This window comes from Vibrio aestuarianus (assembly GCF_012395185.1).
GTDB lineage: Bacteria > Pseudomonadota > Gammaproteobacteria > Enterobacterales > Vibrionaceae > Vibrio > Vibrio aestuarianus.
Genome location: NZ_JAAZTU010000016.1, coordinates 45,238 through 70,460 on the forward strand (window position 1 = coordinate 45,238; position 25,223 = coordinate 70,460).

21 protein-coding genes and 1 pseudogene are annotated in these 25,223 nt (G+C 42.8%); 7 read left to right on the plus strand and 15 right to left on the minus strand.

Annotated features, from left to right (window positions below):
- Window positions 1–6 precede the first annotated feature (6 nt).
- Window positions 7–2,580 carry a leucine--tRNA ligase gene (gene leuS, locus HGG78_RS09550; protein ID WP_172532747.1) on the minus strand — a complete coding sequence of 858 codons (2,574 nt, stop codon included), beginning with the start codon at window positions 2,578–2,580 and terminating at the stop codon, window positions 7–9.
- Between the two features lie 122 nt (window positions 2,581–2,702).
- Between leuS and HGG78_RS09555 the strand changes: the two genes are divergently transcribed.
- The gene (locus HGG78_RS09555; protein WP_172532748.1) at window positions 2,703–3,173 is read left to right on the plus strand and encodes a zinc ribbon-containing protein; all 471 of its coding nucleotides are present in this window, start codon (window positions 2,703–2,705) and stop codon (window positions 3,171–3,173) included.
- 73 nt (window positions 3,174–3,246) lie between these two features.
- Here HGG78_RS09555 and lnt read toward each other — a convergent pair whose 3' ends face one another.
- The 5 genes from lnt to miaB form a co-directional block, all read right to left on the minus strand.
- The gene (gene lnt / locus HGG78_RS09560) at window positions 3,247–4,755 is read right to left on the minus strand and encodes an apolipoprotein N-acyltransferase (RefSeq protein WP_172532749.1); all 1,509 of its coding nucleotides are present in this window, start codon (window positions 4,753–4,755) and stop codon (window positions 3,247–3,249) included.
- Window positions 4,756–4,800: 45 nt separating this feature from the next.
- A complete protein-coding gene (gene corC, locus HGG78_RS09565; RefSeq protein WP_053310267.1) occupies window positions 4,801–5,676 on the minus strand; it encodes a CNNM family magnesium/cobalt transport protein CorC in 876 nt (291 codons plus the stop codon).
- Between the two features lie 92 nt (window positions 5,677–5,768).
- Entirely contained in the window at window positions 5,769–6,233 is a 465-nt protein-coding gene (ybeY, locus tag HGG78_RS09570; RefSeq protein WP_172532750.1) for an rRNA maturation RNase YbeY, read from the minus strand.
- Complete coding sequence (locus HGG78_RS09575; protein ID WP_172532751.1) at window positions 6,230–7,330, minus strand: PhoH family protein; 1,101 nt, start codon at window positions 7,328–7,330, stop codon at window positions 6,230–6,232. Before HGG78_RS09575 ends, ybeY begins: the two co-directional genes overlap by 4 nt.
- Before the next feature lie 69 nt (window positions 7,331–7,399).
- Window positions 7,400–8,824: a tRNA (N6-isopentenyl adenosine(37)-C2)-methylthiotransferase MiaB gene (miaB, locus tag HGG78_RS09580; RefSeq protein WP_053310264.1), complete on the minus strand. Its 1,425-nt coding sequence runs from the start codon at window positions 8,822–8,824 to the stop codon at window positions 7,400–7,402.
- 255 nt (window positions 8,825–9,079) lie between these two features.
- Here miaB and HGG78_RS09585 point away from each other — a divergent pair, with 255 nt between their 5' ends.
- Complete coding sequence (locus tag HGG78_RS09585) at window positions 9,080–10,231, plus strand: 2-octaprenyl-3-methyl-6-methoxy-1,4-benzoquinol hydroxylase (RefSeq protein WP_172532752.1); 1,152 nt, start codon at window positions 9,080–9,082, stop codon at window positions 10,229–10,231.
- A 113-nt stretch (window positions 10,232–10,344) separates the two neighbouring features.
- On the opposite strand, the gene crr is transcribed toward HGG78_RS09585, so the two are convergent.
- From crr to cysZ, 5 genes are all read right to left on the minus strand, one after another.
- The gene (gene crr / locus HGG78_RS09590) at window positions 10,345–10,854 is read right to left on the minus strand and encodes a PTS glucose transporter subunit IIA (protein ID WP_053310262.1); all 510 of its coding nucleotides are present in this window, start codon (window positions 10,852–10,854) and stop codon (window positions 10,345–10,347) included.
- 105 nt (window positions 10,855–10,959) lie between these two features.
- Window positions 10,960–12,684: a phosphoenolpyruvate-protein phosphotransferase PtsI gene (ptsI, locus tag HGG78_RS09595; RefSeq protein ID WP_053310261.1), complete on the minus strand. Its 1,725-nt coding sequence runs from the start codon at window positions 12,682–12,684 to the stop codon at window positions 10,960–10,962.
- A gap of 139 nt (window positions 12,685–12,823) precedes the next feature.
- Window positions 12,824–13,081 (minus strand): HPr family phosphocarrier protein, encoded by a 258-nt coding sequence (locus HGG78_RS09600; protein ID WP_011078325.1) that lies wholly within the window; start codon window positions 13,079–13,081, stop codon window positions 12,824–12,826.
- Between the two features lie 301 nt (window positions 13,082–13,382).
- A complete protein-coding gene (gene cysK, locus HGG78_RS09605; protein WP_053310260.1) occupies window positions 13,383–14,351 on the minus strand; it encodes a cysteine synthase A in 969 nt (322 codons plus the stop codon).
- Between the two features lie 263 nt (window positions 14,352–14,614).
- Complete coding sequence (gene cysZ / locus HGG78_RS09610; protein WP_171980426.1) at window positions 14,615–15,355, minus strand: sulfate transporter CysZ; 741 nt, start codon at window positions 15,353–15,355, stop codon at window positions 14,615–14,617.
- Between the two features lie 242 nt (window positions 15,356–15,597).
- On the opposite strand from cysZ, the gene zipA reads away from it, so the two are divergent.
- The 5 genes and pseudogenes from zipA (at window position 15,598) to cueR (ending at window position 21,579) form a co-directional block, all read left to right on the plus strand.
- Window positions 15,598–16,434 carry a cell division protein ZipA gene (gene zipA, locus HGG78_RS09615; RefSeq protein ID WP_168522924.1) on the plus strand — a complete coding sequence of 279 codons (837 nt, stop codon included), beginning with the start codon at window positions 15,598–15,600 and terminating at the stop codon, window positions 16,432–16,434.
- A 60-nt stretch (window positions 16,435–16,494) separates the two neighbouring features.
- Window positions 16,495–18,537, plus strand: coding sequence for an NAD-dependent DNA ligase LigA (ligA, locus tag HGG78_RS09620; protein ID WP_172532753.1), 2,043 nt, complete (start codon window positions 16,495–16,497; stop codon window positions 18,535–18,537).
- Window positions 18,538–19,046: 509 nt separating this feature from the next.
- Window positions 19,047–19,992 (plus strand): annotated as a pseudogene (locus HGG78_RS09625) (porin); the annotation flags it as partial.
- A 300-nt stretch (window positions 19,993–20,292) separates the two neighbouring features.
- A complete protein-coding gene (locus HGG78_RS09630; RefSeq protein ID WP_172532755.1) occupies window positions 20,293–21,096 on the plus strand; it encodes a DUF2057 family protein in 804 nt (267 codons plus the stop codon).
- Window positions 21,097–21,165: 69 nt separating this feature from the next.
- Window positions 21,166–21,579: a Cu(I)-responsive transcriptional regulator gene (gene cueR, locus HGG78_RS09635; RefSeq protein WP_172532756.1), complete on the plus strand. Its 414-nt coding sequence runs from the start codon at window positions 21,166–21,168 to the stop codon at window positions 21,577–21,579.
- An 11-nt stretch (window positions 21,580–21,590) separates the two neighbouring features.
- On the opposite strand, the gene HGG78_RS09640 is transcribed toward cueR, so the two are convergent.
- The 4 genes from HGG78_RS09640 to HGG78_RS09655 all read right to left on the minus strand — a co-directional run bounded on the left by HGG78_RS09640 (window position 21,591) and on the right by HGG78_RS09655 (window position 25,219).
- Window positions 21,591–22,040: an NfeD family protein gene (locus HGG78_RS09640; protein WP_172532757.1), complete on the minus strand. Its 450-nt coding sequence runs from the start codon at window positions 22,038–22,040 to the stop codon at window positions 21,591–21,593.
- 8 nt (window positions 22,041–22,048) lie between these two features.
- The gene (locus HGG78_RS09645; RefSeq protein ID WP_172532758.1) at window positions 22,049–22,972 is read right to left on the minus strand and encodes an SPFH domain-containing protein; all 924 of its coding nucleotides are present in this window, start codon (window positions 22,970–22,972) and stop codon (window positions 22,049–22,051) included.
- Between the two features lie 266 nt (window positions 22,973–23,238).
- Complete coding sequence (locus HGG78_RS09650) at window positions 23,239–24,093, minus strand: co-chaperone YbbN (protein WP_053310251.1); 855 nt, start codon at window positions 24,091–24,093, stop codon at window positions 23,239–23,241.
- A 298-nt stretch (window positions 24,094–24,391) separates the two neighbouring features.
- Window positions 24,392–25,219 (minus strand): SDR family oxidoreductase, encoded by an 828-nt coding sequence (locus tag HGG78_RS09655; RefSeq protein ID WP_172532759.1) that lies wholly within the window; start codon window positions 25,217–25,219, stop codon window positions 24,392–24,394.
- Window positions 25,220–25,223: the final 4 nt, after the last annotated feature.

Genomic DNA, 25,223 nt, shown 5'->3' on the forward strand with positions numbered 1-25,223 from the left:
AATGTCTTAGTTTGCTACGATGTTGAGCAATTTACCGGGTACGTAGATTACTTTACGAATCGTCAATCCATCGGTAAATTTCATTACGTTTTCATCCGCTAAACCAAGTGTTTCAACCTGATCTTTGGTTGCGTCTGCGGCAACTGTCAGTTTGCCACGTAGCTTGCCGTTGACTTGCAATACAATCAGTTTTTCATCTTCGACTAGTGCTGATTCATCGTAAGTGGGCCAAGTAGCGTTATCTACATTTGATTCACCGAGCGCATTCCACATTTCAAAACAGATATGTGGAGTGATTGGGTAAAGCATGCTTACTACCGCTTTCATGGCTTCATCAAGAATAGCGCGATCTTGTGCTGACTCTTGTGGTGCTTTTGTCAGCTTATTCATTAGCTCCATGATAGCTGCGATTGCTGTATTGAAAGTTTGTCGACGAGCAATATCATCAGTCACTTTCGCAATGGTTTTATGCACTTCACGACGAAGCGCTTTTTGCTCACCAGAAAGTGTCGCGGCGTCAACCGCTTCTGCTGCACCTTTTGCTGTGTGCTCACCAACCAATTTCCAAACACGTTTTAGGAAACGGTTTGCGCCTTCAACGCCAGACTCTTGCCATTCCAGTGTCATATCAGCAGGAGAAGCAAACATCATAAATAGACGAACTGTATCAGCACCGTATTTGTCAACCATCTCTTGTGGATCAATACCGTTGTTTTTTGACTTAGACATTTTGATCATGCCTGAGTGCTCAACGCTACGGCCTTGGTTATCAATTGCTTGTGTGATACGACCTTTACCATCACGGTCAACTTTCACATCCGTCGGTGCTATCCATTCTTTAGTGCCTTTCTCATTGGTATGATAGAAAGCATCCGCAAGCACCATACCTTGACACAATAGTTGCTTGAATGGTTCGTCAGAAGTGACGTAACCAGCATCACGCAAAAGTTTGTGGAAGAAGCGTGAGTACAGTAAGTGCATGCACGCGTGTTCAATACCACCGATGTATTGATCCACCGGTAACCAGTAGTTAGCTTTTGCTGGGTCTAGAATATCGTCTGCTTGTGGTGAACAGTAGCGAGCGTAGTACCAAGACGACTCCATAAAGGTATCGAAAGTATCGGTCTCACGCAGTGCTGGTTCACCATTGAAGGTGGTTTTGGCCCACTCTTTATCGGCTTTGATTGGGCTTGTAACCCCGTCCATAACTACATCTTCAGGAAGAATGACTGGCAGTTGATCCGCTGGTACTGAATGAACTTGGCCATCTTCAGTCGTCACCATTGGGATTGGTGCACCCCAGTAACGTTGACGAGATACGCCCCAGTCACGTAGACGGAAGTTAACAGTCTTCTTGCCTTTTCCTTCTGTTTCTAGTTTGGCTGAGATTGCATCAAATGCTGCTTGGAAATTAAGGCCATCAAATTCACCTGAATCAAACAGAACCCCTTTTTCTGTATAAGCGGCTTCTGATACATCCACATCAGAACCATCTTCAGGTTTGATCACTGGAATGATACCTAAGCCGTATTTAGTGGCGAACTCATAGTCACGCTGATCATGAGCGGGTACAGCCATCACTGCGCCAGTGCCGTAATCCATCAATACAAAGTTTGCGATATAGATAGGTACTTCACGCCCATTGAGCGGATGGATAGCGGTTAAGCCAGTATCCATACCTTTCTTTTCCATCGTAGCCAGTTCTGCTTCAGCTACTTTCGTATTCTTACATTCGTCGATGAATGCGGCTAATGCTGGGTTATTTTGAGCTGCAATAGTCGCTAGCGGGTGACCCGCAGCGATACCCACGTAGGTTACACCCATTAATGTGTCTGGACGCGTGGTATACACTTCAAGATCTGAATGATCCTGAACGGCAAACTTAAGCTCAACACCTTCAGAGCGGCCAATCCAGTTACGTTGCATGGTTTTAACCATTTCAGGCCAACCGTCAAGTTTGTCGAGATCGTCCAATAGCTCTTGTGCGTAAGCCGTGATTTTGATGAACCACTGTGGGATCTCTTTTTGTTCCACAGGGGTATCACAACGCCAACAACAGCCATCTTCCACTTGCTCATTAGCAAGTACTGTTTGGTCATTTGGACACCAGTTCACTGACGAGGTCTTTTTGTAAACAAGGCCTTGTTCGTAAAGCTTAGTGAAGAACTCTTGTTCCCAACGATAGTATTCAGGAGTACATGTTGCGAATTCACGGCTCCAATCATAACCAAAGCCAAGAAGCTTAAGCTGATTTTTCATGTACTCAATGTTTTCATAAGTCCACGGAGCTGGCGCAGTTTTGTTTTTTACTGCGGCATTTTCTGCCGGAAGGCCAAAAGCATCCCAGCCAATTGGCTGCATTACATTTTTGCCTTGCAGGCGTTGGAAGCGAGAGACTACATCACCGATGGTATAGTTGCGCACGTGACCCATGTGCAGTCGACCACTTGGGTAAGGAAACATAGAGAGACAGTAGAATTTTTCTTTATTTGGGTCTTCACTTACCACAAAGGTCTTGTTGTCATCCCAGTGCTGCTGAACTTTTTGTTCAATATCTTGCGGGTTATATTGCTCTTGCATCGATGATATCCGGTTATCTTGGAATTTGTGAGTTCGGTTAGAACAGATTCTAATTGATCGACATAGAATACCTAAAGCAAGGGTACACAACAATAGCCAATCTAGTTTGATGGAGGTCACTAATGCCAAAACGTAAAGCGAGTTATGAAGAGATTGTTGATGATGTGATAGAAACACTCAAACATAGCCCAGATGAAATATCAAATGTTTTGCATACATCGGGCAAAGTTGTTGATGCAGCGAACGATATGACCAAAGATGAGTTGGCGTTGATTTCGGCTTACGTTAAAGCTGATTTGAAAGAGTTTGCGGATAATTTTGAAGAGAGTCGAAGTAGCCCGTTTTCGTTGATGATCACAAACTCAATTTGGCAAGGGTTGCTAGATATTACTGATCGTACGAAAGTGGAATGGGTTGAGCTATTTCAAGACTTAGAGCGACAAGGTTTATATCAGGCAGGTGAGATGATTGGTTTAGGTGTATTAGTTTGCGACCATTGTGGGCAAAAAACGGAATACAACCATCCAACGGAAATTGTAGCTTGTATCCAATGTGGGAAAACTGCCTTTACCAGGTTGCCATTAAAACCATAATAGTGATGTGCTTTGGCTATCTGTGATTTCAAAGGCGCACTAAGCGCCTTTGTTTCATTTTAACTGAGCACTATTAGCTCTTCCATCGCCACCCACAAAGTAAGCTTAAGAAGACCCAAATATACAAAGGCCAAGTTCCAATGGTTCGATAAGGGGTATGACCTGTTGTTGAGGTCAGCTCTGTTTTAAGTACGCCAGTTTCAAACTGAGGCAGTTGTTTGAGGATGTTACCCTTATGATCCGTGACTGCTGTGACGCCGTTATTGGTTGAACGTATTAACGGCTTCCCTAGCTCAAGAGCGCGCATTCTGGCGATCTCCATATGCTGTAATGGCCCAATAGATCGACCGAACCAAGCGTCGTTTGATAGCGTTAAGATAAAGTCGGTATCGTCTGTGACGTTTGCTCGTACTTGTTCACTAAAAATGATCTCATAACAGAGCGCAGGAGTGAGGTGTTTCCCATTCGCTATGATATTAGGTTGAACATACTCTCCGCGATGAAAAGATGACATTGGTAAGTTAAAAAACGGAGCAATTGGTCTTAAGAATTTTTCAAAGGGGACAAATTCACCAAAGGGCAGTAGGTGATATTTGTGATAGCGCAGGGTTGGGTCATAGGTGTAATCACCATAAGGCGTTTCACCAAGCGTCAGTATGCTGTTATAAAATTCTTTCTCAGGTCCTTGGTTCAATATACCAGTAATGATTGCGCTGTTATTCATCTTTGCTGCGCTATCAAGGTTATGCAGAAAAGAGGGGATCTCAAATTCGAAAGCTGGAATGGCTGCTTCAGGCCAAATGATAATATCCGCATCCCAGTTTTCACGGCTGAGGTCGGTATATTTCATAATGGTTGGCCAACGTTGGTTAGGGTGCCATTTGACAGCTTGATTGATATTACCCTGGATAAGTGCAACTTTGGTGGTTGAGCTAGGGTCTAGTGTTACCCAATCAATATTTCTTAAGCCAAAACCAGTGGTAAAGATAACCGCAGGAATAAGTAGCAGCGCCCATGCTCGTTGAAGCAACGTCATCGCGATAGCACTGGAACACACGATAACGAGCAAAGTGATGAGCTCGACACCCCCTAATGGGGCAAAGCTGGCAAGGGGGCTATCGATTTGGCTATAGCCTAACCACAGCCAAGGAAATCCGGTCATCACCCAACCTCTTAACCAGTCGGTGAGTAACCAAAGTGCTGGCGCGGCTAAGAAAAAGCGAGCGAGATTATTTTTCGGGAAAAAACGGTTTAAAAGACCGGCAAATAACCCAGTGTAGACTGCTAAATATCCGACCAATAGTGACATTAAAAATAGGCTAGCGATTTTTGGCATACCGCCAAATGTGTCGATGCTGACGTGTACCCAACTGATACCAAAGGCGAAGAAACCTAACCCCCATGCATAGCCTATTACGGTGGCTTTTCTAGTTGATTGTTGGTTAATCAGTAGTAACAAGAGTACGGGGCTGATGATGGCAAGTGGCCAAAATTGGTAGGGAGCAAAAGCTAAAGGGGTTAATACGCCAATAAAAGCGGCCGCTAACGGCCGCTTTAGGCGATGAATAAATGCTTTAATCATCTTTTGTCATTCTAATGTACTTACTTCAGTAAGAATGGATATTGGTTATTCTTCTGTGGTGACAGGAAGAGTTTCAAGATCAGGGATGGTGACTTGTAGTTGAACAACTCTACGGCTGTCTGCTGCAGTGACTTTGAAACTATAGTTTTCGATCTCAACCACTTCACCACGGCTCGGCAAATGACCAAATGCAGTCATGACTAGTCCACCTACGGTATCGACTTCTTCATCACTGAAGTTAGAGCCAAAAGCATCATTAAAGTCTTCAATGGTTGTTAGTGCTTTAACCGCAAATGTATGCTTGCTGAGCTTACGAATATCAAGCTGTTCTTCGTCATCGAACTCGTCTTCAATATCGCCGACGATTTCTTCCAAAATATCTTCAATGGTTACAAGACCAGATACCCCACCAAATTCATCAACGACGATCGCCATATGGTAACGTTCTTCACGAAACTCTTTCAGCAATCGGTCAACTCGCTTACTTTCCGGCACAACCACGGCCGGGCGAATCACTTCTAAAATGTCAAATGGTGCGCTTTCTGAACCCAAATATTTAAGTAAGTCCTTCGCAAGTAGAATACCTTCAACATGGTCTTTGTCTTCACTGATAATCGGATAACGTGAGTGCTGAGCGTCTGTAATCAGCGCGATTAAAGCATCCAAGTTAGCATTTTTATCAACAGTGACCATTTGTGAGCGTGGGATCATAATATCTCGCACGCGCATCTCAGAAATCTCCATCACACCTTCCAACATATCACGGGTGTCATGGTCGATTAGGTCATTTATTTCGGAGTCGCGGATGACATCTACAAGCTCTTGGCGATCTTTTGGCTCACCTTGAAATAATTGGCCTAGGCGTTCAAAGAAGGACTTTCTACTCGGACCTTCAGAATTCTGGGGGTTATCTTCGTTCATTGTTTCTCTAATTATTCACGCTATCAGATGTGTGATAGCACACATATTTGTACCTGCCAGTCAGGTACAGCTTTAAAGCTCTTGCTTTTAAGCTATTCTTTTTCTGCAATGTATGGGTCTTCAAAGCCCATATCAAGCATGATTTCTGTTTCGAGAGACTCCATCTCTTCAGCTTCGTCATCTTCGATATGATCATAACCTAACAGATGCAGGCTGCCGTGTACAACCATATGCGCCCAGTGTGCCATCAATGGCTTGTTTTGCTCTTGGGCTTCTTGTTCTACTACTTGGCGACAAATAACGAGGTCACCGAGCAAATCGATTTCCATTCCCGGCGGTGCTTCAAAAGGGAAAGAAAGCACGTTGGTTGGCTTATCTTTTCCACGGTATTCGTGATTGAGTTGCTGACTTTCTTGGACATCAACCACACGAATAGTCACTTCCGCTTGAGTCTGAAATGGTGTTACCGCTTTATTGAGCCACTGGCTAAAATCATTAAGAGTAGGTAAACCTTGTTCTGATTCGACCGCTAATTGTAAATCTAGTTCGATACTCATTGTTCACCAGTCGTTTTTTCAGTTTCTAACAAGTCAGCGTTTATCGTGTCGACGACTTTTGCTTCGCGCTCTTCTCGTCGACGTTGCTCATTAGCTTTTCGTTCTTTTTGATCTTTCGCTTCCCATTTTTCATAGGCGTTGACGATACGTGCTACGACTGGGTGACGAACGACGTCGTCGGCAAGGAAGAAGTTGAAACTAATTTCATCGACTTCATTGAGTACTTCAATGGCATGTCTAAGGCCAGAACGAGCACCGCGAGGTAAGTCAATTTGGGTGACATCGCCGGTGATCACGGCGCGAGAATTAAACCCAATCCGAGTCAAAAACATTTTCATCTGTTCAACGGTGGTATTTTGGCTTTCATCCAAAATAATAAAAGCGTCGTTGAGCGTGCGTCCACGCATGTAAGCGAGCGGAGCCACTTCAATCACATTACGCTCAATCAGCTTTTCTACTCGTTCAAAGCCGAGCATTTCAAACAAAGCGTCGTAGAGTGGTCGCAAATAAGGGTCAACTTTTTGGCTTAGATCTCCCGGTAGAAAACCCAGTTTCTCGCCAGCTTCAACTGCAGGCCGAGTCAGCAAAATTCTGCGAATTTCTTGGCGTTCAAGTGCATCAACGGCTGCGGCAACGGCTAAGTATGTTTTCCCTGTACCGGCTGGCCCAATCCCGAAACTGATGTCATGAGTGACCATGTTAACTAAGTACTGAGCCTGATTCGGTGTGCGCGGTTTTATGACACCTTTTTTGGTTTTAATGAACACTTCTTTACCATGTTCAATGACCGCTTCCGAGTTTTGTTCAAGGATGCCTGATTCTTTGATCGCTAAGTGGATTTGTTCAGGCTCGATGTCGGGAATATTACCGTGGACAGGTGCGGTATCAACGTATAAAGATTTAATAATATCTAAAGCAGCGGCTGCGGTATGAGGTTGGCCGACAATGGTGAAAAACTGGCTGCGATGGTTGATTTCGACACCTAAACGGCGCTCTAAATGCTTGATGTTGTCATCGAATGGACCGCACAGACTGGCAAGGCGGCGGTTATCTGAAGGTTCTAGATCTATCTCTAGCGTCACAATTTTATTGCTCAATGTTGCCTCTCAGTTTGCCATTTAATAGCACCCGATTTGGACCGGGTGCCATATGGAATTATTGTAAACCTAAGGTGTAAACGTTGCTACTCCTAGCTCATCTTCACGACGAGTCTGCGCCATCATTTGAGTAGGAGAAATCATGGTGCGAAGGTCCATATCTTTTTCTGTACGCACTAATTCACCACGTAGTGAGTTAGCAAATACGTCTACGATCTTCACATCAACGAATTGACCAATGAGATCGGCAGAACCTTCAAAGTTTACAACGCGGTTATTTTCTGTGCGCGCACGAAGTTCCATCAAGTTCTTTTTCGATGGGCCTTCAACTAGAACGCGTTGCTCAGTACCAAGCATTAAACGTGAATAACGCATGGCTTGCGCATTGACCGTTTGTTGTAGTTCGTACAGGCGCTCTTTTTTAACTTCTTCAGACAAATCACAAGGATAGTCAGCAGCAGGTGTACCTGGGCGTGGAGAAAAAATAAAACTGAAGCTCATATCGAAATCAACGTCTTTAATTAGCTTCATCGTGTCTTGGAAATCTTTGTCACTTTCACCTGGGAAGCCAACAATGAAGTCTGAGCTAATTTGAATATCTGGACGAGCTTTACGCAATTTACGAATGATCGATTTGTATTCAATCGCGGTGTGTGGGCGCTTCATCATGGTCAAAATTCGGTCTGAACCACTTTGTACTGGAAGATGCAGGAAGCTCACTAGCTCTGGTGTATCTTCATAAACAGCAATGATGTCATCGGTAAATTCAAGCGGATGACTGGTTGTGAAGCGAATGCGATCAATACCATCAATCGAAGCGACCAAACGTAATAGTTCTGCAAAAGAGCAGATTTCGCCATCGTGCATTGGGCCACGATAGGCATTAACATTCTGACCAAGTAGGTTGACTTCGCGTACACCTTGCTCAGCAAGTTGGGCGATTTCGTACAACACGTCATCCATTGGACGGCTTACTTCTTCGCCGCGAGTGTATGGCACTACGCAGTAAGTGCAATATTTTGAACAGCCTTCCATGATAGAAACAAAAGCGGTCGCACCGTCTGCTTTTGGCTCTGGTAGACAGTCAAATTTCTCAACTTCAGGGAAGGATATATCCATCACCGGCCCGGCGTTGGTTTGTGATTGTTTAATCATTTCAGGTAAACGGTGTAGCGTTTGTGGGCCAAAAATAACATCAACGAATGGCGCTCGTTCACGAATATGATCGCCTTCTTGTGTTGCCACACAACCGCCAACACCAATCACAACGCCCTGTTTTTTATCTTTTAGCGTTTTCCAACGACCTAGTTGGTGGAAAACCTTTTCTTGCGCTTTTTCACGGATTGAACAGGTGTTAAGTAATAGTACATCTGCTTCCTCTGGCTCTTCCGTTAGCTCATAGCCGTTTGCAGCGTTAAGCAGGTCGGCCATTTTTGATGAATCGTATTCATTCATCTGGCAGCCCCAGGTTTTAATTAGCAGTTTCTTACTCATCTCACTTCCGCTCATTTTGTTTGTCTAAATTCGTTGAGCCATGCTCAAATTATAGCCGCCATATCAGCGGTAGCCGCGTATTGTACTGCTTTAAAAAGTCACTGACTAGTGATCCAGCGAAATCTATTCTATACAAGGCTGTATCTAGGGTTTTGCCATGTTTTTAATAAGGTTTTTGATGAAAAAAATTAGCAAAAATGTCTGAGGAACGTACAATGAAAAACAGCCTAAAAATCAGAATGAAAAGTGTAAATAATGGATAATTTTGACGTAGTGATCGTTGGTGGTGGCATGGTTGGTGCTGCTGTTGCGCTTGGTTTTGCCAAACAAGGACGCACAGTCGCGGTTATTGAAAGTTGCATCCCTGAAGCATTTGATGCTTCGCAAGCCTTTGATCTGCGTATTTCTGCTATTTCACAAACATCGGTTCAGCTATTGGAGTCTTTGGGGGCTTGGGAGTCTATTGCTCGCATGAGAACATGCCCATACCGTCGTTTAGAAACCTGGGAGCACCCTGAATGCCGAACGCGATTTAATAGCGAGGATTTAGCCTTACCACAGCTTGGTTATATGGTTGAAAATAGGCTCATACAGTTGGGGTTATGGCAACAGTTCGAACACTATTCAAACCTAACATTACTTTGCCCTGAGAAGCTAGAACGTATTGATTTTGATGAGCTTAACACTGTGCATTTGCAGTCAGGAAAATCACTCAAAGCTCAATGGGTGGTCGGTGCTGATGGGGCCAACTCCAAGGTGCGCCAACTTGCTCATATTGGTGTTACGGCTTGGGACTATCGCCAACAATGCATGCTTATCAATGTGGAAACCGAAATGCCTCAACAAGATATTACCTGGCAGCAGTTTTTTCCTTCAGGACCTCGTTCATTTCTTCCTTTGCTCGGTCAGCAAGCTTCTTTGGTTTGGTATGACTCTCCAGCGCGCATTTGTCAACTATGTGCCTTGGACGCAGACGCGCTCAGAGGTGAAATATTATCTCACTTTCCACAAGAGCTAGGTGATATCAAGGTGTTGAAGTGGGGGGCGTTTCCTCTTACTCGGCGTCATGCTCAGCAATACTCAAAACGACAATGTGTTGTGGTCGGTGATGCGGCGCACACTATCAACCCGTTAGCAGGGCAAGGGGTGAATCTTGGTTTGAAAGATGCCAAGGTATTATTGAATGTTACTGAAGGAAAAGCTCGATTGTCTGATGACTTGCTGTATGAGTATCAATGTCGACGTTACCCAGATAACTTGTTGATGCAAACGGGAATGGATCTGTTTTATAAGACATTCAGTAACCAAGTTCCGCCAGTTAAGCTGCTTCGTAATGCGGTATTGAAGTTGGCAGAACACTCAGGTCCAGTTAAAGGCCAAGTGCTGAAATACGCTTTAGGGCTTTAGATTTTCATCATCAAAGAGCGTGAATTTAAGTTTAATGTCATGAATTGAATACAATAAAAAACGCTGCTCAAAAGCAGCGTTTTTTTACATAACAATGACGATAACCAATAGGGTTACTTAGTTACGCGTAGAACTGGAGTTTCACCTACAGTTACAGAACCAGAAAGTTTGTTCAACTCTTTGATTTCGTCCATGTTAGAGATAACAACTGGAGTCAAAGTTGATTTTGCTTTCTCTTCTAAAAGCGCTAGATCGAATTCGATTACAGTATCGCCAGCTTTAACAGCTTGGCCTTCTTGTGCAATGCGAGTGAAGCCTTCGCCTTTCAGTTCAACAGTATCGATACCGAAGTGAACAAATAGCTCAACACCATCGTCAGACTCGATTGAGAATGCGTGGTTTGTTTCGAAGATTTTACCGATAGTACCATTTACAGGAGCTACCATCTTATTACCAGATGGTTTGATGGCAATACCATCACCAACGATTTTCTCAGCGAAAACAACATCTGGCACATCTTCAATATTTACGATTTCACCAGAAAGAGGTGCGATGATTTCGATTGCACCCGCATCAGCGCTGTCGTCAGATACTAGCTTTTTAAGTTTGTCAAACAGACCCATTGTGTCATGCTCCTAACGTTTAGTTTAATTCTGTCGATTTATAGTATACCAATCATTGAGATTAGACGACTACTTTTAGTCGTCTAGGTCATTGGTATCGGCAGATTATTGAGTTTTCTCTGCGATGAATTTGTCTACGCAAGCTTCAATCTCTGCAGCAGTTGGAAGAGAAAGTGCTTCTTCAGCCATTGCTTTCACGTCTGCAAAGTTTGAATTACGAATGACTTTCTTCACTGTCGGGATAGAAATACCGCTCATAGAGAACTCGTCAAGTCCCATGCCTAGTAGCAGAAGCGTTGCGCGTTCATCACCTGCGAGCTCGCCACACATACCAGTCCACTTGCCTTCAGCATGAGATGCATCGATAACTTGTTTAATCACCGTCAGTACTGCTGGTGATAGTGGATTGTAAAGATGAGAAATCATCTCGTTACCACGGTCAACCGCTAACGTGTACTGAGTCAAATCGTTAGTGCCGATAGAGAAGAATGACACTTCTTTCGCTAAGTGATGAGCGATAGCTGCGGCAGCTGGTGTTTCAACCATGACGCCGATTTCGATATTCTCGTCGAAAGCAAGACCTTCAGCACGAAGTTCTGCTTTGTACTCTTCGATTGCACTCTTAAGTTCACGAATCTCTTCAACAGAGATGATCATTGGGAACATGATGCGTAGTTTGCCGTGTGCAGATGCACGTAGAATACCACGTAGTTGATCGCGGAGAATTTCACGGCGATCTAGGCTAATGCGAACGGCACGCCAACCCAAGAATGGGTTCATCTCTTTTGGTAGATCCATATATGGCAGATCTTTATCACCACCAATATCCATGGTACGGATAATAACCGCTTCACCGTGCATTGCTTCTGCAACTTCTTTATAAGCTTGGTATTGCTCATCTTCAGTTGGTAGGGCATCACGATCCATGAATAGGAATTCAGTTCGGTATAGACCGACGCCTTCACCACCATTACGTAAGATACCATCGCAGTCTTTTACGGTACCGATGTTACCGCACACTTCAACTTGATGTCCGTCTAGTGTAATAGCAGGGAGGTCTTTAAGTTTTGCTAGCTCTTCTTTTTCAGCGGCAAAGTCATCACGAATTTTTTTCGCTTCTTCAAGCTGTGCTTCTGAAGGATTAATGATGATTTTGTTGTTCATAGCATCAAGAACAAGCATATCGCCATTTTTCACTTTTTTAGTGATGTCGTTAGTACCAACAATCGCTGGAAGTTCAAGTGAACGAGCCATAATTGAAGTGTGAGATGTACGACCACCAATATCACAAGCAAAGCCCAACACGTAATCAAGGTTGATTTGTGCAGTTTCAGATGGTGTTAGATCGTAAGCAACAAGAATAACTTCTTCGTTGATATCGCTAAGTGAAACGATATTGATACCAAGAGCATTCTTAACGAAACGAGAGCCGATATCACGGATATCTGTTGCACGTTCTTTTAAGTACTCGTCATCAAGAGATTCGAGTGCAGCAGCTTGTTCTTCGATCACGGTATAGATCGCGTTATCTGCATGCATTTTGTCATTTTTGATGAGTGCTAAAATCTCTTCTTCTAGCTCTTCATCTTCAAGCAACATGATGTGGCCTTCGAAGATGGCTTCTTTTTCTTCACCAAACGTTTCAAGTGCTTTTTGTTTAATCACTTCTAACTGAGCAGAAGATTTGTTACGTGCATCATAAAAACACTTAACTTGGTCTTCTACTTGAGCTTCTGAAATAGAGTGAGTATTTAGGACAATTTCATCTTCTTGAAGTAGCAGTGCTTTACCGAAAGCAATGCCTGGAGATGCTAGGATGCCTGAAATCATAGCCTTACCTTAAATTGGTCAACTGTAAACGGGAGGGTGTGTACTATTGCGCTAACGATAATTAATAGCCCAAAGTTTAGTCTATTTCCAACAAAGCCACTTTGTTTTCACAAAATGGCTTTGAAAATAGAGGACCGGATTAGTGTAGTTGGTCCATTAGAGCTACTAGGTGATCTACCGCTTGCTGAGCTTGAGGGCCTTCAGCAGAAATAGTCACAACAGTGCCTTTTACTAGGCCTAGTGTTTGAAGTTTGAAAAGGCTTTTAGCACTTGCGCTTTTGCCATTAGAAGTCACAGTGATGTCAGCATCGAATGCTTTCGCTTCTTTAACGAATTGCGCAGCAGGACGCGTGTGAAGACCGTTTTCTGCAGTGATTTCTACTTGCTTCTCGTACATGTTATATACCCCAATTGATTTATTTTTTGTTAGTTTCTCAACCAGAACAGCTTAACCGCTAATTGACGATTCTGCTAGTGCATCGACGTCGTTTACGTGTCAGAACTGATACTGGTCTAAAATAGTACAATCGCGATTTCAATCTATGTTGTCGTTCGCCATTGTTCTGAAATACGTTTCTGACTTCTTTATTTTGAAGCTTAAAATAAAACATTGCTGATATTACCAAAGGAGAGGCAGGGATCAACAAAAAAGCCCCTGAACGGGGCTTTTTTAAACGAAAAATTGATTTGACCACATATTACTGCTGGTTCTCTTTCTCGGTAAATATACCGGCAAATAGTGCGGTGCTTAGATAACGCTCACCAGAGCTTGGGAGTATGGTAACAATAGTTTTTCCAGCAAATTCAGGTAGTTCTGCTAATCTATTGGCCGCGACAACAGCAGCTCCAGACGAAATTCCAGCGAGAATACCTTCCTCTTCCATAAGACGTCGTGCCATAGCAATCGCTTCGTCAGAAGTGACAGGTTCAACACGGTCAATTAGAGATAAATCTAAGTTTCCTGGAATGAAACCAGCGCCGATACCTTGGATTTTATGTGGAGCCGGCTTGATTTCTTCACCTGCAATCGCTTGTGCTATGACCGGTGACTCGGCAGGTTCAACGGCAACAGAGATAATCGCTTTGCCTTTTTCACCTTTTATGTAACGACTTGTTCCAGTCAATGTGCCGCCTGTGCCCACACCTGCGACAAATACATCAATTTCACCGTCGGTTGCATCCCAAATTTCAGGACCTGTGGTTTTTTCGTGAATTTGTGGGTTTGCAGGGTTATTGAATTGTTGCAACAGCAAGAATTTCTCTGGGTTACTTGCCACGATTTCTTCGGCTCTAGCGATCGCGCCTTTCATACCTTTTGCAGCTTCGGTTAATTCTAAGTTTGCACCTAAAGCTTTCAATAATTTGCGGCGCTCTAAGCTCATTGATTCTGGCATAGTTAGGGTCAGTTTATAACCGCGGGCTGCCGCAACAAACGCAAGGGCAACGCCGGTGTTACCACTGGTTGGTTCTACTAGTTCAACACCAGGTTTAAGAGTACCTGCTTTCTCCGCTTCCCAAATCATATTCGCGCCAATACGACATTTAACACTGAAGCTAGGGTTGCGAGCTTCAATTTTAGCAAGCACTTTGCCATTACTGACTTTGTTTAGGCGAACTAAAGGTGTGTTACCAATAGTTAAAGAGTTGTCTTCGTAGATTTTGCTCATTGCGATATTCCTTTATTACACACGTTAATCGTGTCTGTTAGATAAGTAGGACACGTGAGTGGATACAGAAAGAAGGATATGTGTTAACCCTGAAACGTAGAAGGATTAAAAAGTTATAAGTTATATATCCTTCCTACTTGAAGTTGCGACGACGTTGATTCCTCAATCACATAGCTTGCGTATGCAAATGAGCCCTCACTTAAGTGCAACTCCAAGGTGTTTAGAGGGTTAGGTAAACCAATCTATCTCGATTGGAGCTTGTTTTAACATAGTTTATTCTTAAATTCGGCAACCCACATAGCGGTTGCACCACAAACTGCAACAGGCATAACAATTAAGTTAAGAATAGGAATGGTCGTAAACACCGACACCAAAATACCAAAGCTATAGGCTTTACCCTGTTTTTGTTTCAAATTGTGTCTCATTTGATCAAAGCTGATTTTATGGTTGTCGAAGGGGTAGTCACAATACTGCACGGCCAACATCCAAGCGGTGAACATAAACCATAGTAGAGGGCCGACGGTTTGTCCTAACGCTGGGATCAACAACAATAAAAATAAGCCAAGCGCTTTTGGTAGCGTATAAAGTAACTTACGCCATTCTCGAGCAAGAACTCTTGGCACATCTTTGATGACAGACATCAAGCCATCATCATTAACGGGGGCGCCAATAAGCTTTTCTTCTACTTTTTCAGCAAGTAAACCATTAAACGGAGCCGCGATAAAGTTCGCTAGCGTGCTAAAAAAGTATGAAAACGTAGCTAGGATAGTAATCGCTAATAATGGCCAGAGGATATAACTTAGCCAAGATAGGAAGTCTGGTATTTGGCCGATCAACTGGGTAATCCAAGTATCCAAGTGGCTGAATAGATAAAAAAGTGCACCACCAACCAAAATAATATTGGTGAGTAAAGGGAGTAAAACAAAACGACGAATTCCCGGGGTAAGAGCCAGTTCAAGCCCAAAGAAGAAGTAACCAAAGCCAGAGCGTTGCTGATGTGTCATATCATTTCCAATACAAAATTTTATCAATGAATAGCGTGAAAGCTATTCTACTCAACCTATCGAAGAAGAAAAGCGTGGTGAAAATCACATCATGTATGGAACTTCTCACATTAAGTTGTTCTAAATCGGTACTAAGTTTTGGTAAAGTACCTGAATAGACCGAATAATCCACCTTGGTGATACGTTCAGTTCAGCGATATACAGCAACGAACAACAATACATCGAGAAACTGAGAGTGAAAAATGCAGGAATTGAGATTCGTACTCATCATTGTTGGCGCGCTAGCGATAGCCGCTCTACTGTTCCACGGCCTTTGGACCAGTAAGAAAGAAGGGAAATCGAAGTTTGGCGACAAGCCTCTCGGGAAAATCGATGTTGATCACGATGATTCCGTCTCTTCACCGCAACGTTCGTTTGCTCCAGAAGATGATTTTGAGATTATCCGAAAAGAACGCAAAGAGCCTGACTTCAGTGAAACAGTTGATCCATTAATTGATGGTTATCCTGAAAAGATGGTTGCAGTAGATACTATTGATGAGATTGAGGATATTCCTTCAATTTCTGTATCAGAAGCTCCGCAACCGGTTATTGTTCAAGATACTGCTCACGTTGAGCAAGAGAGCCAAGAAGTTGAAGTTGCAGAAGAACAACCCGCAGATATGGAAGTGCTAGTACTTAATGTACATTGTGCAGCGAATGAACCTTTTGTTGGTACTAAGCTTTTTGATAGTATGCAGCAAAATGGTTTGCTCTACGGTGATATGGATATATTCCACCGTCACGCTGATCTTTCAGGGACAGGTAAGGTATTATTTAGTGTTGCTAATATGATGCAACCAGGCACACTGGAGCATAATGATCCTGCTGATTTCACTACACAAGGTATTTCATTTTTCATGACTCTGCCATGCTACGGTGAAGCGGACCAAAACTTTAAATTGATGCTCAAAACCGCGCAACAAATTGCCGATGATCTTGGCGGTAATGTGCTTGATGATGCTCGTAACCTGATGACTCCAGACCGCTTAGCAGCATACCGTCGTCAGATACAGGAATTTAAAAACGCTCGTAGCGCGTAAATAAAAAACAGACCACTAAGGGCTCCTCGTCGGAGCCTTTTTTCATGATCCGAGAGAATTATGACTCAAACAATTCAAAACCAATTAAATCAGTTGCGTGAAACGCTTCACTACCATTCGGTACGTTACTACGTTGAAGATAGCCCTGAAATTCCAGATGCAGAGTATGACCGGCTTATGCGTGAGTTACTTGAGTTGGAAGCTCAACATCCTGAACTCATTACTTTAGACTCACCAAGCCAGCGGGTCGGTGGTAAGCCTCTTGATGGATTTGAGCAAGTTAAACATGAAATACCGATGCTATCTTTGGATAATGCGTTCGATGATGATGAGTTGGATGCTTTCCACAAGCGCATACAAGACCGCTTAGCTACGACTGAGCTAGATGCGTTTTGCTGTGAACCTAAGCTAGATGCGTTTTGCTGTGAACCTAAGCTAGATGGTTTAGCGGTAAGTTTATTGTATGAAAATGGTGTTTTGATCCAAGCTGCAACGCGTGGCGATGGTACGACAGGAGAAAACATTACTGAGAATGTCAGAACTATCAGCGCGATTCCTCTGAAATTACAGGGGGAAGGGTGGCCTACTCGCCTAGAAGTGCGTGGAGAAGTCTTTATGCCCAAAGCTGGTTTTGAACGTTTGAATCAACAAGCACTAAAAACGGGTGATAAAACTTTTGTTAACCCTAGAAATGCTGCGGCAGGCAGTTTAAGGCAGTTAGACTCCAAAATTACGGCAAAACGCCCGCTTAATTTTTATGCTTACAGCGTGGGGGTTGTCGAAGGTGTTGAGTTGGCTCTGAGCCACTATCAACGTTTTTTACAATTAAAAGCGTGGGGTTTACCTATGTGCCCAGAGACGCGCCTAGTGAATTCGCTCGATGAAGTCAAAAGCTATTATCAAAGTATTTTAACTCGCCGTGAGCAGTTAGCTTACGAGATCGATGGTGTGGTTATTAAAGTGGATGATATCCAAGCCCAGCAACAATTGGGTTTTGTGGCTCGAGCACCACGCTGGGCGATTGCGTATAAATTCCCAGCGCAAGAAGAGATTACGGTACTTAATGATGTTGAGTTCCAAGTAGGACGAACCGGTGCAATTACGCCAGTGGCTAAGTTAGAACCTATTTTTGTTGGCGGTGTTACCGTTAGTAATGCCACGTTACACAATGCCGATGAAATTGAACGTTTGGGTGTCAAAATCGGTGATAGTGTTACGATTCGTCGTGCGGGTGACGTCATCCCGCAAGTCGTTTCTGTTGTTTTAGACCGACGTCCTGCATCAGCAAGAGATATTGTTTTCCCAAACCATTGCCCAGTATGCAATTCTGAGATTGAACGTATTGAAGGTGAGGCTGTAGCGCGCTGTACTGGTGGGTTGGTTTGCCAGGCACAACGAAAAGAAGCACTTAAACACTTTGTGTCACGTAAAGCACTAGATGTTGATGGGTTAGGTGTCAAAGTTATCGAGCAGCTGGTTGATAAAGAGATGGTAAAAACCCCCGCTGACCTTTTTCGACTCAAAGCGGGGCAGTTAACTATTTTAGAGCGCATGGGGCCTAAATCGGCGCAAAACGTTGTCAATGCTTTAGAAAAATCAAAACTCACCACTCTCGCTCGTTTTTTGTATTCTCTTGGTATTCGTGAAGTTGGAGAGACTACGGCTGCAAATTTAGCTCTGCATTTTGAAACATTAGAGAATATCAGCCAAGCGACATTTGATGAGTTACTTAAAGTTCAAGATGTCGGTGTGGTTGTTGCGAGTCACATCACTTCTTTTTTCGAGCAAGATAAAAACAAAAAAGTCATTGATGAATTAATAGAGTTAGGTGTTCAATGGCCAAATGTTGAAAAGCCGAGCGAAGATAGTGTGCAACCACTTTTAGGTAAGGTCGTTGTATTGACGGGGAGTTTATCTCAATTATCAAGAAGTGACGCCAAGGCTGCCCTGCAGGCTCTGGGCGCAAAAGTGACTGGCAGTGTTTCCAAGAACACCGATATATTATTTGCCGGGGAAGCGGCAGGTTCTAAGTTAGCTAAAGCACAAGAACTTGGCATTGAAATTCGTACGGAACAAGATTTACTTTCTATGATGAATTACTAACCATTCATTTCGTCCCTGCATGTAATTAAGTCTCAATTTTTATAATTGAGGCTTAATTTTTTGTAAAAAAAAGCATCCCACCTTTTCGTTTTTATTCTTAAATTATCCTGCTTTTAGCCATGACTACTAAAAATGCTCTCATCTACTTTCTCGTGATTATTGCGAGGCACTTCAAGTTAATTGAAATGATGAAATACATAATATTCTGATTTGTATGGTTTTTATGTTTTTTTTTGGCTTTTTTGTTGTTTATTAGATCTTGATCTCTTACTTGGCTAAAGTTTGCTATGGCTCATATTTTTTTAGATAAAAGTTAAGTTCTCATTGATGTTTTTCACCGCGAAGTTAGTCTATTAAACATGGATACACGGTGTGTATGCAGGAAATAGAAAATCAAAAGTTAAAGATTAATTTAGGTTTTCAACATAGGAAATGATTTCTCCCTTCGGCGGCCAACTTAAGGTGAGAAATATAAAAGACAGCTATATCCATTTTTAGGAGTTTTTTCCATGGACAAAATGTTTAAACGTACTCTTCTAGGTGCAGCAGTAGCAATGGCTTCAACTGGTGCATTTGCAACGGAAACTGGTCAAGTTGGTGTTATTTCTGACTTCAATGTTGAGGTATACGGCGTCGCAGCAATTTCTGTTGTTAACTACAACACAACAGATGAAGATGATGCTAGCAGTGGCTACGCTGTAGAGAACGAATCTCGTATTGGTTTTCGTGCCCACAAAGATATGTTTGAAGACTTCAAAATCACGATGCAAATTGAGTCTGGCTATGTAGATAGCACAGATTGGGGGCACGGTGGCGTTTCAGGTGGCGTGCTTGGTTTCCGTGATACTTTCCTTGGTGCTTCTGGCTCTTGGGGTAACGTTCGTGTGGGTCGTGTTCTTACGCCACTATACGAAATCGTTGACTGGCCATTCTCTAACCCAGGTCTAGGTTCTGTATTCGATTGGGGTGGCATCAACGCTCACTACGATCGTCAATCTAACCAAATTCGTTACGACTCGCCAAAATTCGGTGGCTTCTCTTTTGCTGCTTCTGTTGGTCGTGATGATAATGACAACGGTGGTGGTGCAGCAACTCGTGATGCTAACTTCTTTGGTGCAAGTGCTAAGTACAGCTTCGAAAAAATAACCTTTATGGGTGCAGTTGAATCTGGTACGCGTGTAGTTGGCGATACTGCGGAGTCTTGTGTGTTTGACCCTAAAGATCCAATGAACCCTGATTGTACACCTAGTGTAGATGGCTATAAAGACGATACATTCGCATACATCGTTGGCTTTGAAGCAAGCCTACCAGCTGGCTTTGGTATTGCAGCTGCATATAAAGGCGAAGAAATTGATAATGGTGATCGCAAATATACGCAAGATTCATACTCTGTTGTTGGCCAATACTGGAATGGTCCGTGGGGCTTTAAAGTAGGCTACGCAGCGAATGATGATGCAGATTTGTCTGGTACAACTGCTGCAAATTCATCGCTAAAAGCGAGTGCGACGGATAAGAGCGATACTGTTTCTGGTCAGATCATGTACGTGAAGGATGGTTTTGTACCTTATCTACGTGTTGCAAGTCGTAGCTTTACTGACAATGACCGTGGTGATGTTTCATCAGATCTCGTAACTCGTATTGGCCTTGAGTACGGTTTCTAAGCTAAAATCATTTGCTTGAAATAGTTAGTAAAAATTAAAACGCTGGTAATTTTTACCAGCGTTTTTCCATAGTGAACATAAGGATTTAGTCATAATGAATAAAGTAAGTATTGTTGTATTATCATTATTTTTGGGAGCTTGTAGTTCACTTGATTCAGAAAGTAACTTTGCTTATTCAGTCTCGGATGTGCAGCCAAAGGGGAGCTATATTCAGGTGACTGGACAAGCTTACGTTGCAGAAAGTAAGGCAAATGTAGGGGCAGACGTTATAAAATCATCACTCTACTTTACGTACAACAAAGCAATAACACAAAATCAGGCGCCAGAATCTTCAATTATTATGGATGTGAGTTACTTCCAGAGTTATAAAGAATACGAAACGGTTAGTTTTTTTGGTAAGACGATAGAGCTAGAAGAGAGACAAACCCCCAGAGAAAGCTGTAGCGAACACTGCACAAAGACTCAATACATTAAATTTCCATTAAGCGAAGCTGACATTCAGCAGGCAAGAGAAAAGAATTTAGAGTTTACGCTTGAAGGAAATAACTCAGTAATGAGTACAACTTTCATTGTGCCAAAAGCTTACATCGACACAATTTACAACGGTGCGAATAATCATACAGCGATCGCGGTTGCCCCTGTAGCTGTTCCAGCCGCTGTGACTACTGTTGCTGAAAAAACCAAAGTGTCACAAGCTCAAGAAATGGTTCAATACTGGTTTGCTGAAGCCTCAGTAAGTGAACAAAAAGCATTTGCAGATTGGGCTTTTGTAAATCGTTCATCTATCAATCAAGCGCTGAAAACAGAAAGTAAGCCATTAGAAATGCTTGCTTACTGGTATGAAAAAGCGGATAAATCTGAAAAATCTCAAATTCTAAGCTGGTTACTGAATCAATAGTGATCGACTTGCTTTCTAATGGTGAAAAAGGCATGTTTATCAACATGCCTTTTTCATTGAATTTTTAACATGAATATTAGCCAAGTCGCCCAATTGACCGGATTAACCGCCAAATCGATTCGACTCTATGAAGAAAAAGGGTTGATTACCCCGCCGCTCAGGTCAGAAAATGGATATCGTCACTATCAACAAGGGCATGTGGATGATCTTTTACTGATTGCACGCAGTAAACGAGTTGGGTTCAGTTTGGAAGAGTGTAAGTCTTTAATCGCTTTAGCTAATGATCCAGCTAGAACTAGTTTTTCTGTCAAAGAAAAGGCCAAAGAAAAGCTACAGGATGTCTCACGAAAACTCGTTGAATTAGAGTTAATCAAACAGCAATTGGAAGAATGGATTAACGAATGTCCTGGTGATGAGGGGAGTGATTGCCCAATCATTGATAATTTGAAAGGGCATTGCTGTAAAACGCAAGGCGACAAATAGTCGCCTTGCGTTTATTGCGGCTCAACGATCAAAACAATGCCATCAACATCAACGACTTTGACTAAACTGCCCGCTGCGATGTCTTGCTTACATTGCGCAGTCCAGGTGGTATCTCCGAGAGTTAGGCGAAACGTCCCTTGTTGAACATCTTCTGTTAGCCGTGCGGTTTGTCCAATCAGTTGTTTCTGTTTTTGGTTAAGTTTGCGCGATTTGTCACTATCATGATCAGACTTAAACTGTTTTCGCCACCATAACCATGTAGTGATCAAAGAGAAACTGGCAAAGGTTAGCCATTGCAGCTGCCAACTTATAGGCAATATGGCGAAAATTACCCCAACAAGCACTGCTGAAATACCGAGCCAAAGAAAATAACCGGCAGTACCGAGTAGTTCTAGCGCCACGAGCACCAAACCAAACGCTAGCCAGTGCCAGTAATTGATTTGTTGTATAAGTTCTATCACTTGGTTACCTACTTATCTTTTAGCGATGGTTGCTTGAACATTTCAGCGATCCCAGCAACGGACCCCATTAACCCCGTAGCTTCTAACGGTAGCATGATGATCTTCCCATTTTCTGCTTGGCCAATCGCTTTTAAGGCATCAGTATAACCTTGCGCAATGAAATAATTCACAGCTTGCATGTCGCCTTGTGCTATGGCGTTTGACACCATTTCAGTTGCCTTCGCTTCCGCTTCGGCAGCCCGTTCACGAGCCTCGGCTTGTAAAATTGCTGCTTGCTTTTCACCTTCCGCCTTTAATATTTCAGACTGCTTTTGGCCTTCTGCACGTAAAATTTGAGCTTGGCGTACCCCTTCTGCTTCTAGAATGTCTGCCCGCTTATTACGCTCAGCCTTCATCTGCGCATTCATTGCTGCCGTTAGATCGGCTGGTGGCTGAACATCTTTTATCTCGATACGAGTGACTTTAACTCCCCATGGGTTAGTGGCTTGGTCAACGATAGAGAGCAGTTTTGTGTTGATCATGTCACGCTGGCTAAGCATTTCATCGAGCTCCATTGAGCCTAGTACTGTACGCATGTTAGTCAGTGTTAAATTTCGAATGGCGTGTTGTAGTTCACTTACTTCATAAGCAGCTTTTGCGGCATCTATCACTTGTACAAAGCAAACTGCATCAATCACAACATTGGCATTATCTTTAGAGATCACCTCTTGGGCGGGAATATCTAACACTTGTTCCATCATGTTGATCTTTTGTCCGATTTTGTCAACAAATGGAATAATAATATTTAAGCCAGGTTGTAGAGTATGGGTATAGCGACCAAAGCGCTCAACTGTCCAATTACTTCCTTGAGAAACCGTTTTCACTGCTGCAAAGATAAAAGCAATAACAACGAATACGAATATGCCAACGGCAACGATTGAATCTAAAGCCATAACTGATCCTTTTTGATTATTGATTCTCCTAGCTTTGGTGGTTGTTGATATTATTCATCCAAGCTTGGGAGTGCTATTTTTTCTATTTTGCATTATACCTTTCCTACTTGAAGCTGCTGTGGTGTTGGCTACGTTCTTTCAAATAAATCGTATCGTTTATCTATGCTCATGAGGATGAACCCGCTTACCGCTAGACTACTACTTCAAGTTGTTTAGTTATAATACAATTAAGGCTGGGAAATCCCAGCCTTAATTGTTTGATATTATTAATATAATAATGAATATAGTTGTCTTCTATAGTAACCGGCGAGGCTATTACCTTGTCCTAAAGCGCTCAATATATCCATAAAGACTTTTTTGATTTCACCATCTAAGCAGTTGAGATCGCTCTTTAAAAAAGACCATAAAAGTTCTAGTGCTTCTTCATCTCGGCTGACTTGATGATATTGAAGTGCAAGTTCACTCGCCAGCTGAGCATTATCAGGTTGCGCTGCAAAGTTTTCCTCTAACGCTTGTATTTCTGGGCTATCAGCGGCTTGCTTATGCAGTTCCAGTTTGGCAACTAATCCTTTGTAATAGCTATCTTGATATTCTAACGGGATGTGTTGCAATTCCGCTTCTGCCGCATCGTATTGCTGCGTTTCCAAAAAAACATCCGCAAGGGCGAGTTTGGCTTCACCCTTTTCCTTTATCTCTTGTGGCAGATTTAATAGCAAAGGCAGGGCGTCAGAGTGTTGAGACTGTTGAATTAGTTCCAAAGCGTTCTTTAAATCAACCTCACTTTGGCTCGGCAAATGCTTATTTAGCATCTCTTTAACCGCGTCAATAGTTTGAGGTCCGCCTAAGCCATCCACCGCTTGACCGTTGATAAAAAGTGCAATGGTTGGCAAGGTTTGCACGCCAAACTGTGCGGCAACGGCTTGTTCTTCCTGACAATTTAATAGTGCTAAGGTAAAAGCACCATTGTGTTGTTGGGTGAGGGTTTGCAGCTCTGGAATGATCTGCGCACTCTCTTGGCTCATTGGTGCCCAAAAATGAAATAAAATAGGAGTATTTACCGAGCCCTCGAACACTTCTCTAAAGTTATTCTGATTCACTTCAACAATGTAAGGAGATAGCATTGTTTGTTCCTTTGCTGTGTTAGGTCTATAGCTAAGAGATAGGGTTAAAAGTTGAAATATCAAGGGGAAAAACAAAAAACGCCACAAGGCTGCAGCGTTTTTGTCTCTTAACGAGAGAGCAAGCAAAGGTGTCTATAGTATTAATAATAAAGTCAGCGCAACACCGACACTGAGCCAATTTAATTGGTGTAATGTCATATTTGTCGTACCACATGCAACGCTTAGTATTAGGGTATCTGGAATGTCCAGAGCTGCATGATGTCACTTGAATGTTACGAAAAAATGACAAGTTGGTCATTTATGCCGCTTTATCTAACAGATGATCTAACCACCGATTCGGAACCACTCGTTTAAGGATTGCAAACACTTTTGTTGGAGTGGTAATGCGATAACGAAGCTTCGGCTTCGACGATTCAAGTGCATGTAGGAGATAGGGGAGGCAAGCTTTGGCTGGTAAAGCAAAGGCGTTATTTGATTTATCGCCATTGAGTCTTTGAATTTGACTTTGATAAACAGTGCTGTGAACGCTATTTTGGGTGTCAATCCAATGCTTAAACGCTGTAAGCGCATTGGCACGAAATGAAGTTTCGATTGGCCCTGGCTCAATAATGCTGATTAGTATGTTGGTTGTTCTAAGTTCAAGACGTAAGGTGTCACTCCATCCTTCAATCGCAAATTTGGAAGCATTGTAGGCTCCGCGATATTTCATCGCAGCGAAACCTAGTACTGAGCTATTTTGAATGATCCTTCCTTCTCCTTGTTTGCGAAAGTGAGGGATAATTTCTGTTGTGAGTTGATGCCAACCAAAAAAGTTGGTTTCAAATTGTTCACGTAAAGCTGCCGTTGGCAGATCTTCAATCGCTCCTGGTTGACCATAAGCTCCGTTATTGAATAGCGCGTACAGTTTTCCATCACATAAATCCATCGTTTGAGTAACAGCCTCTGTAATGCTTTTCTCACAACGTAAATCGAGTTGGATACAAGTTAACCCTTCTTGACGAAGCTTTTCGACATCTTCCAATTTCCGGCATGAAGCGATCACATGATAACCGCGTTGCTGTAAGGCATGCGCTGCCATATACCCAATGCCAGTTGAGCAGCCTGTTATCAATATTGCTTTCTTCATACCA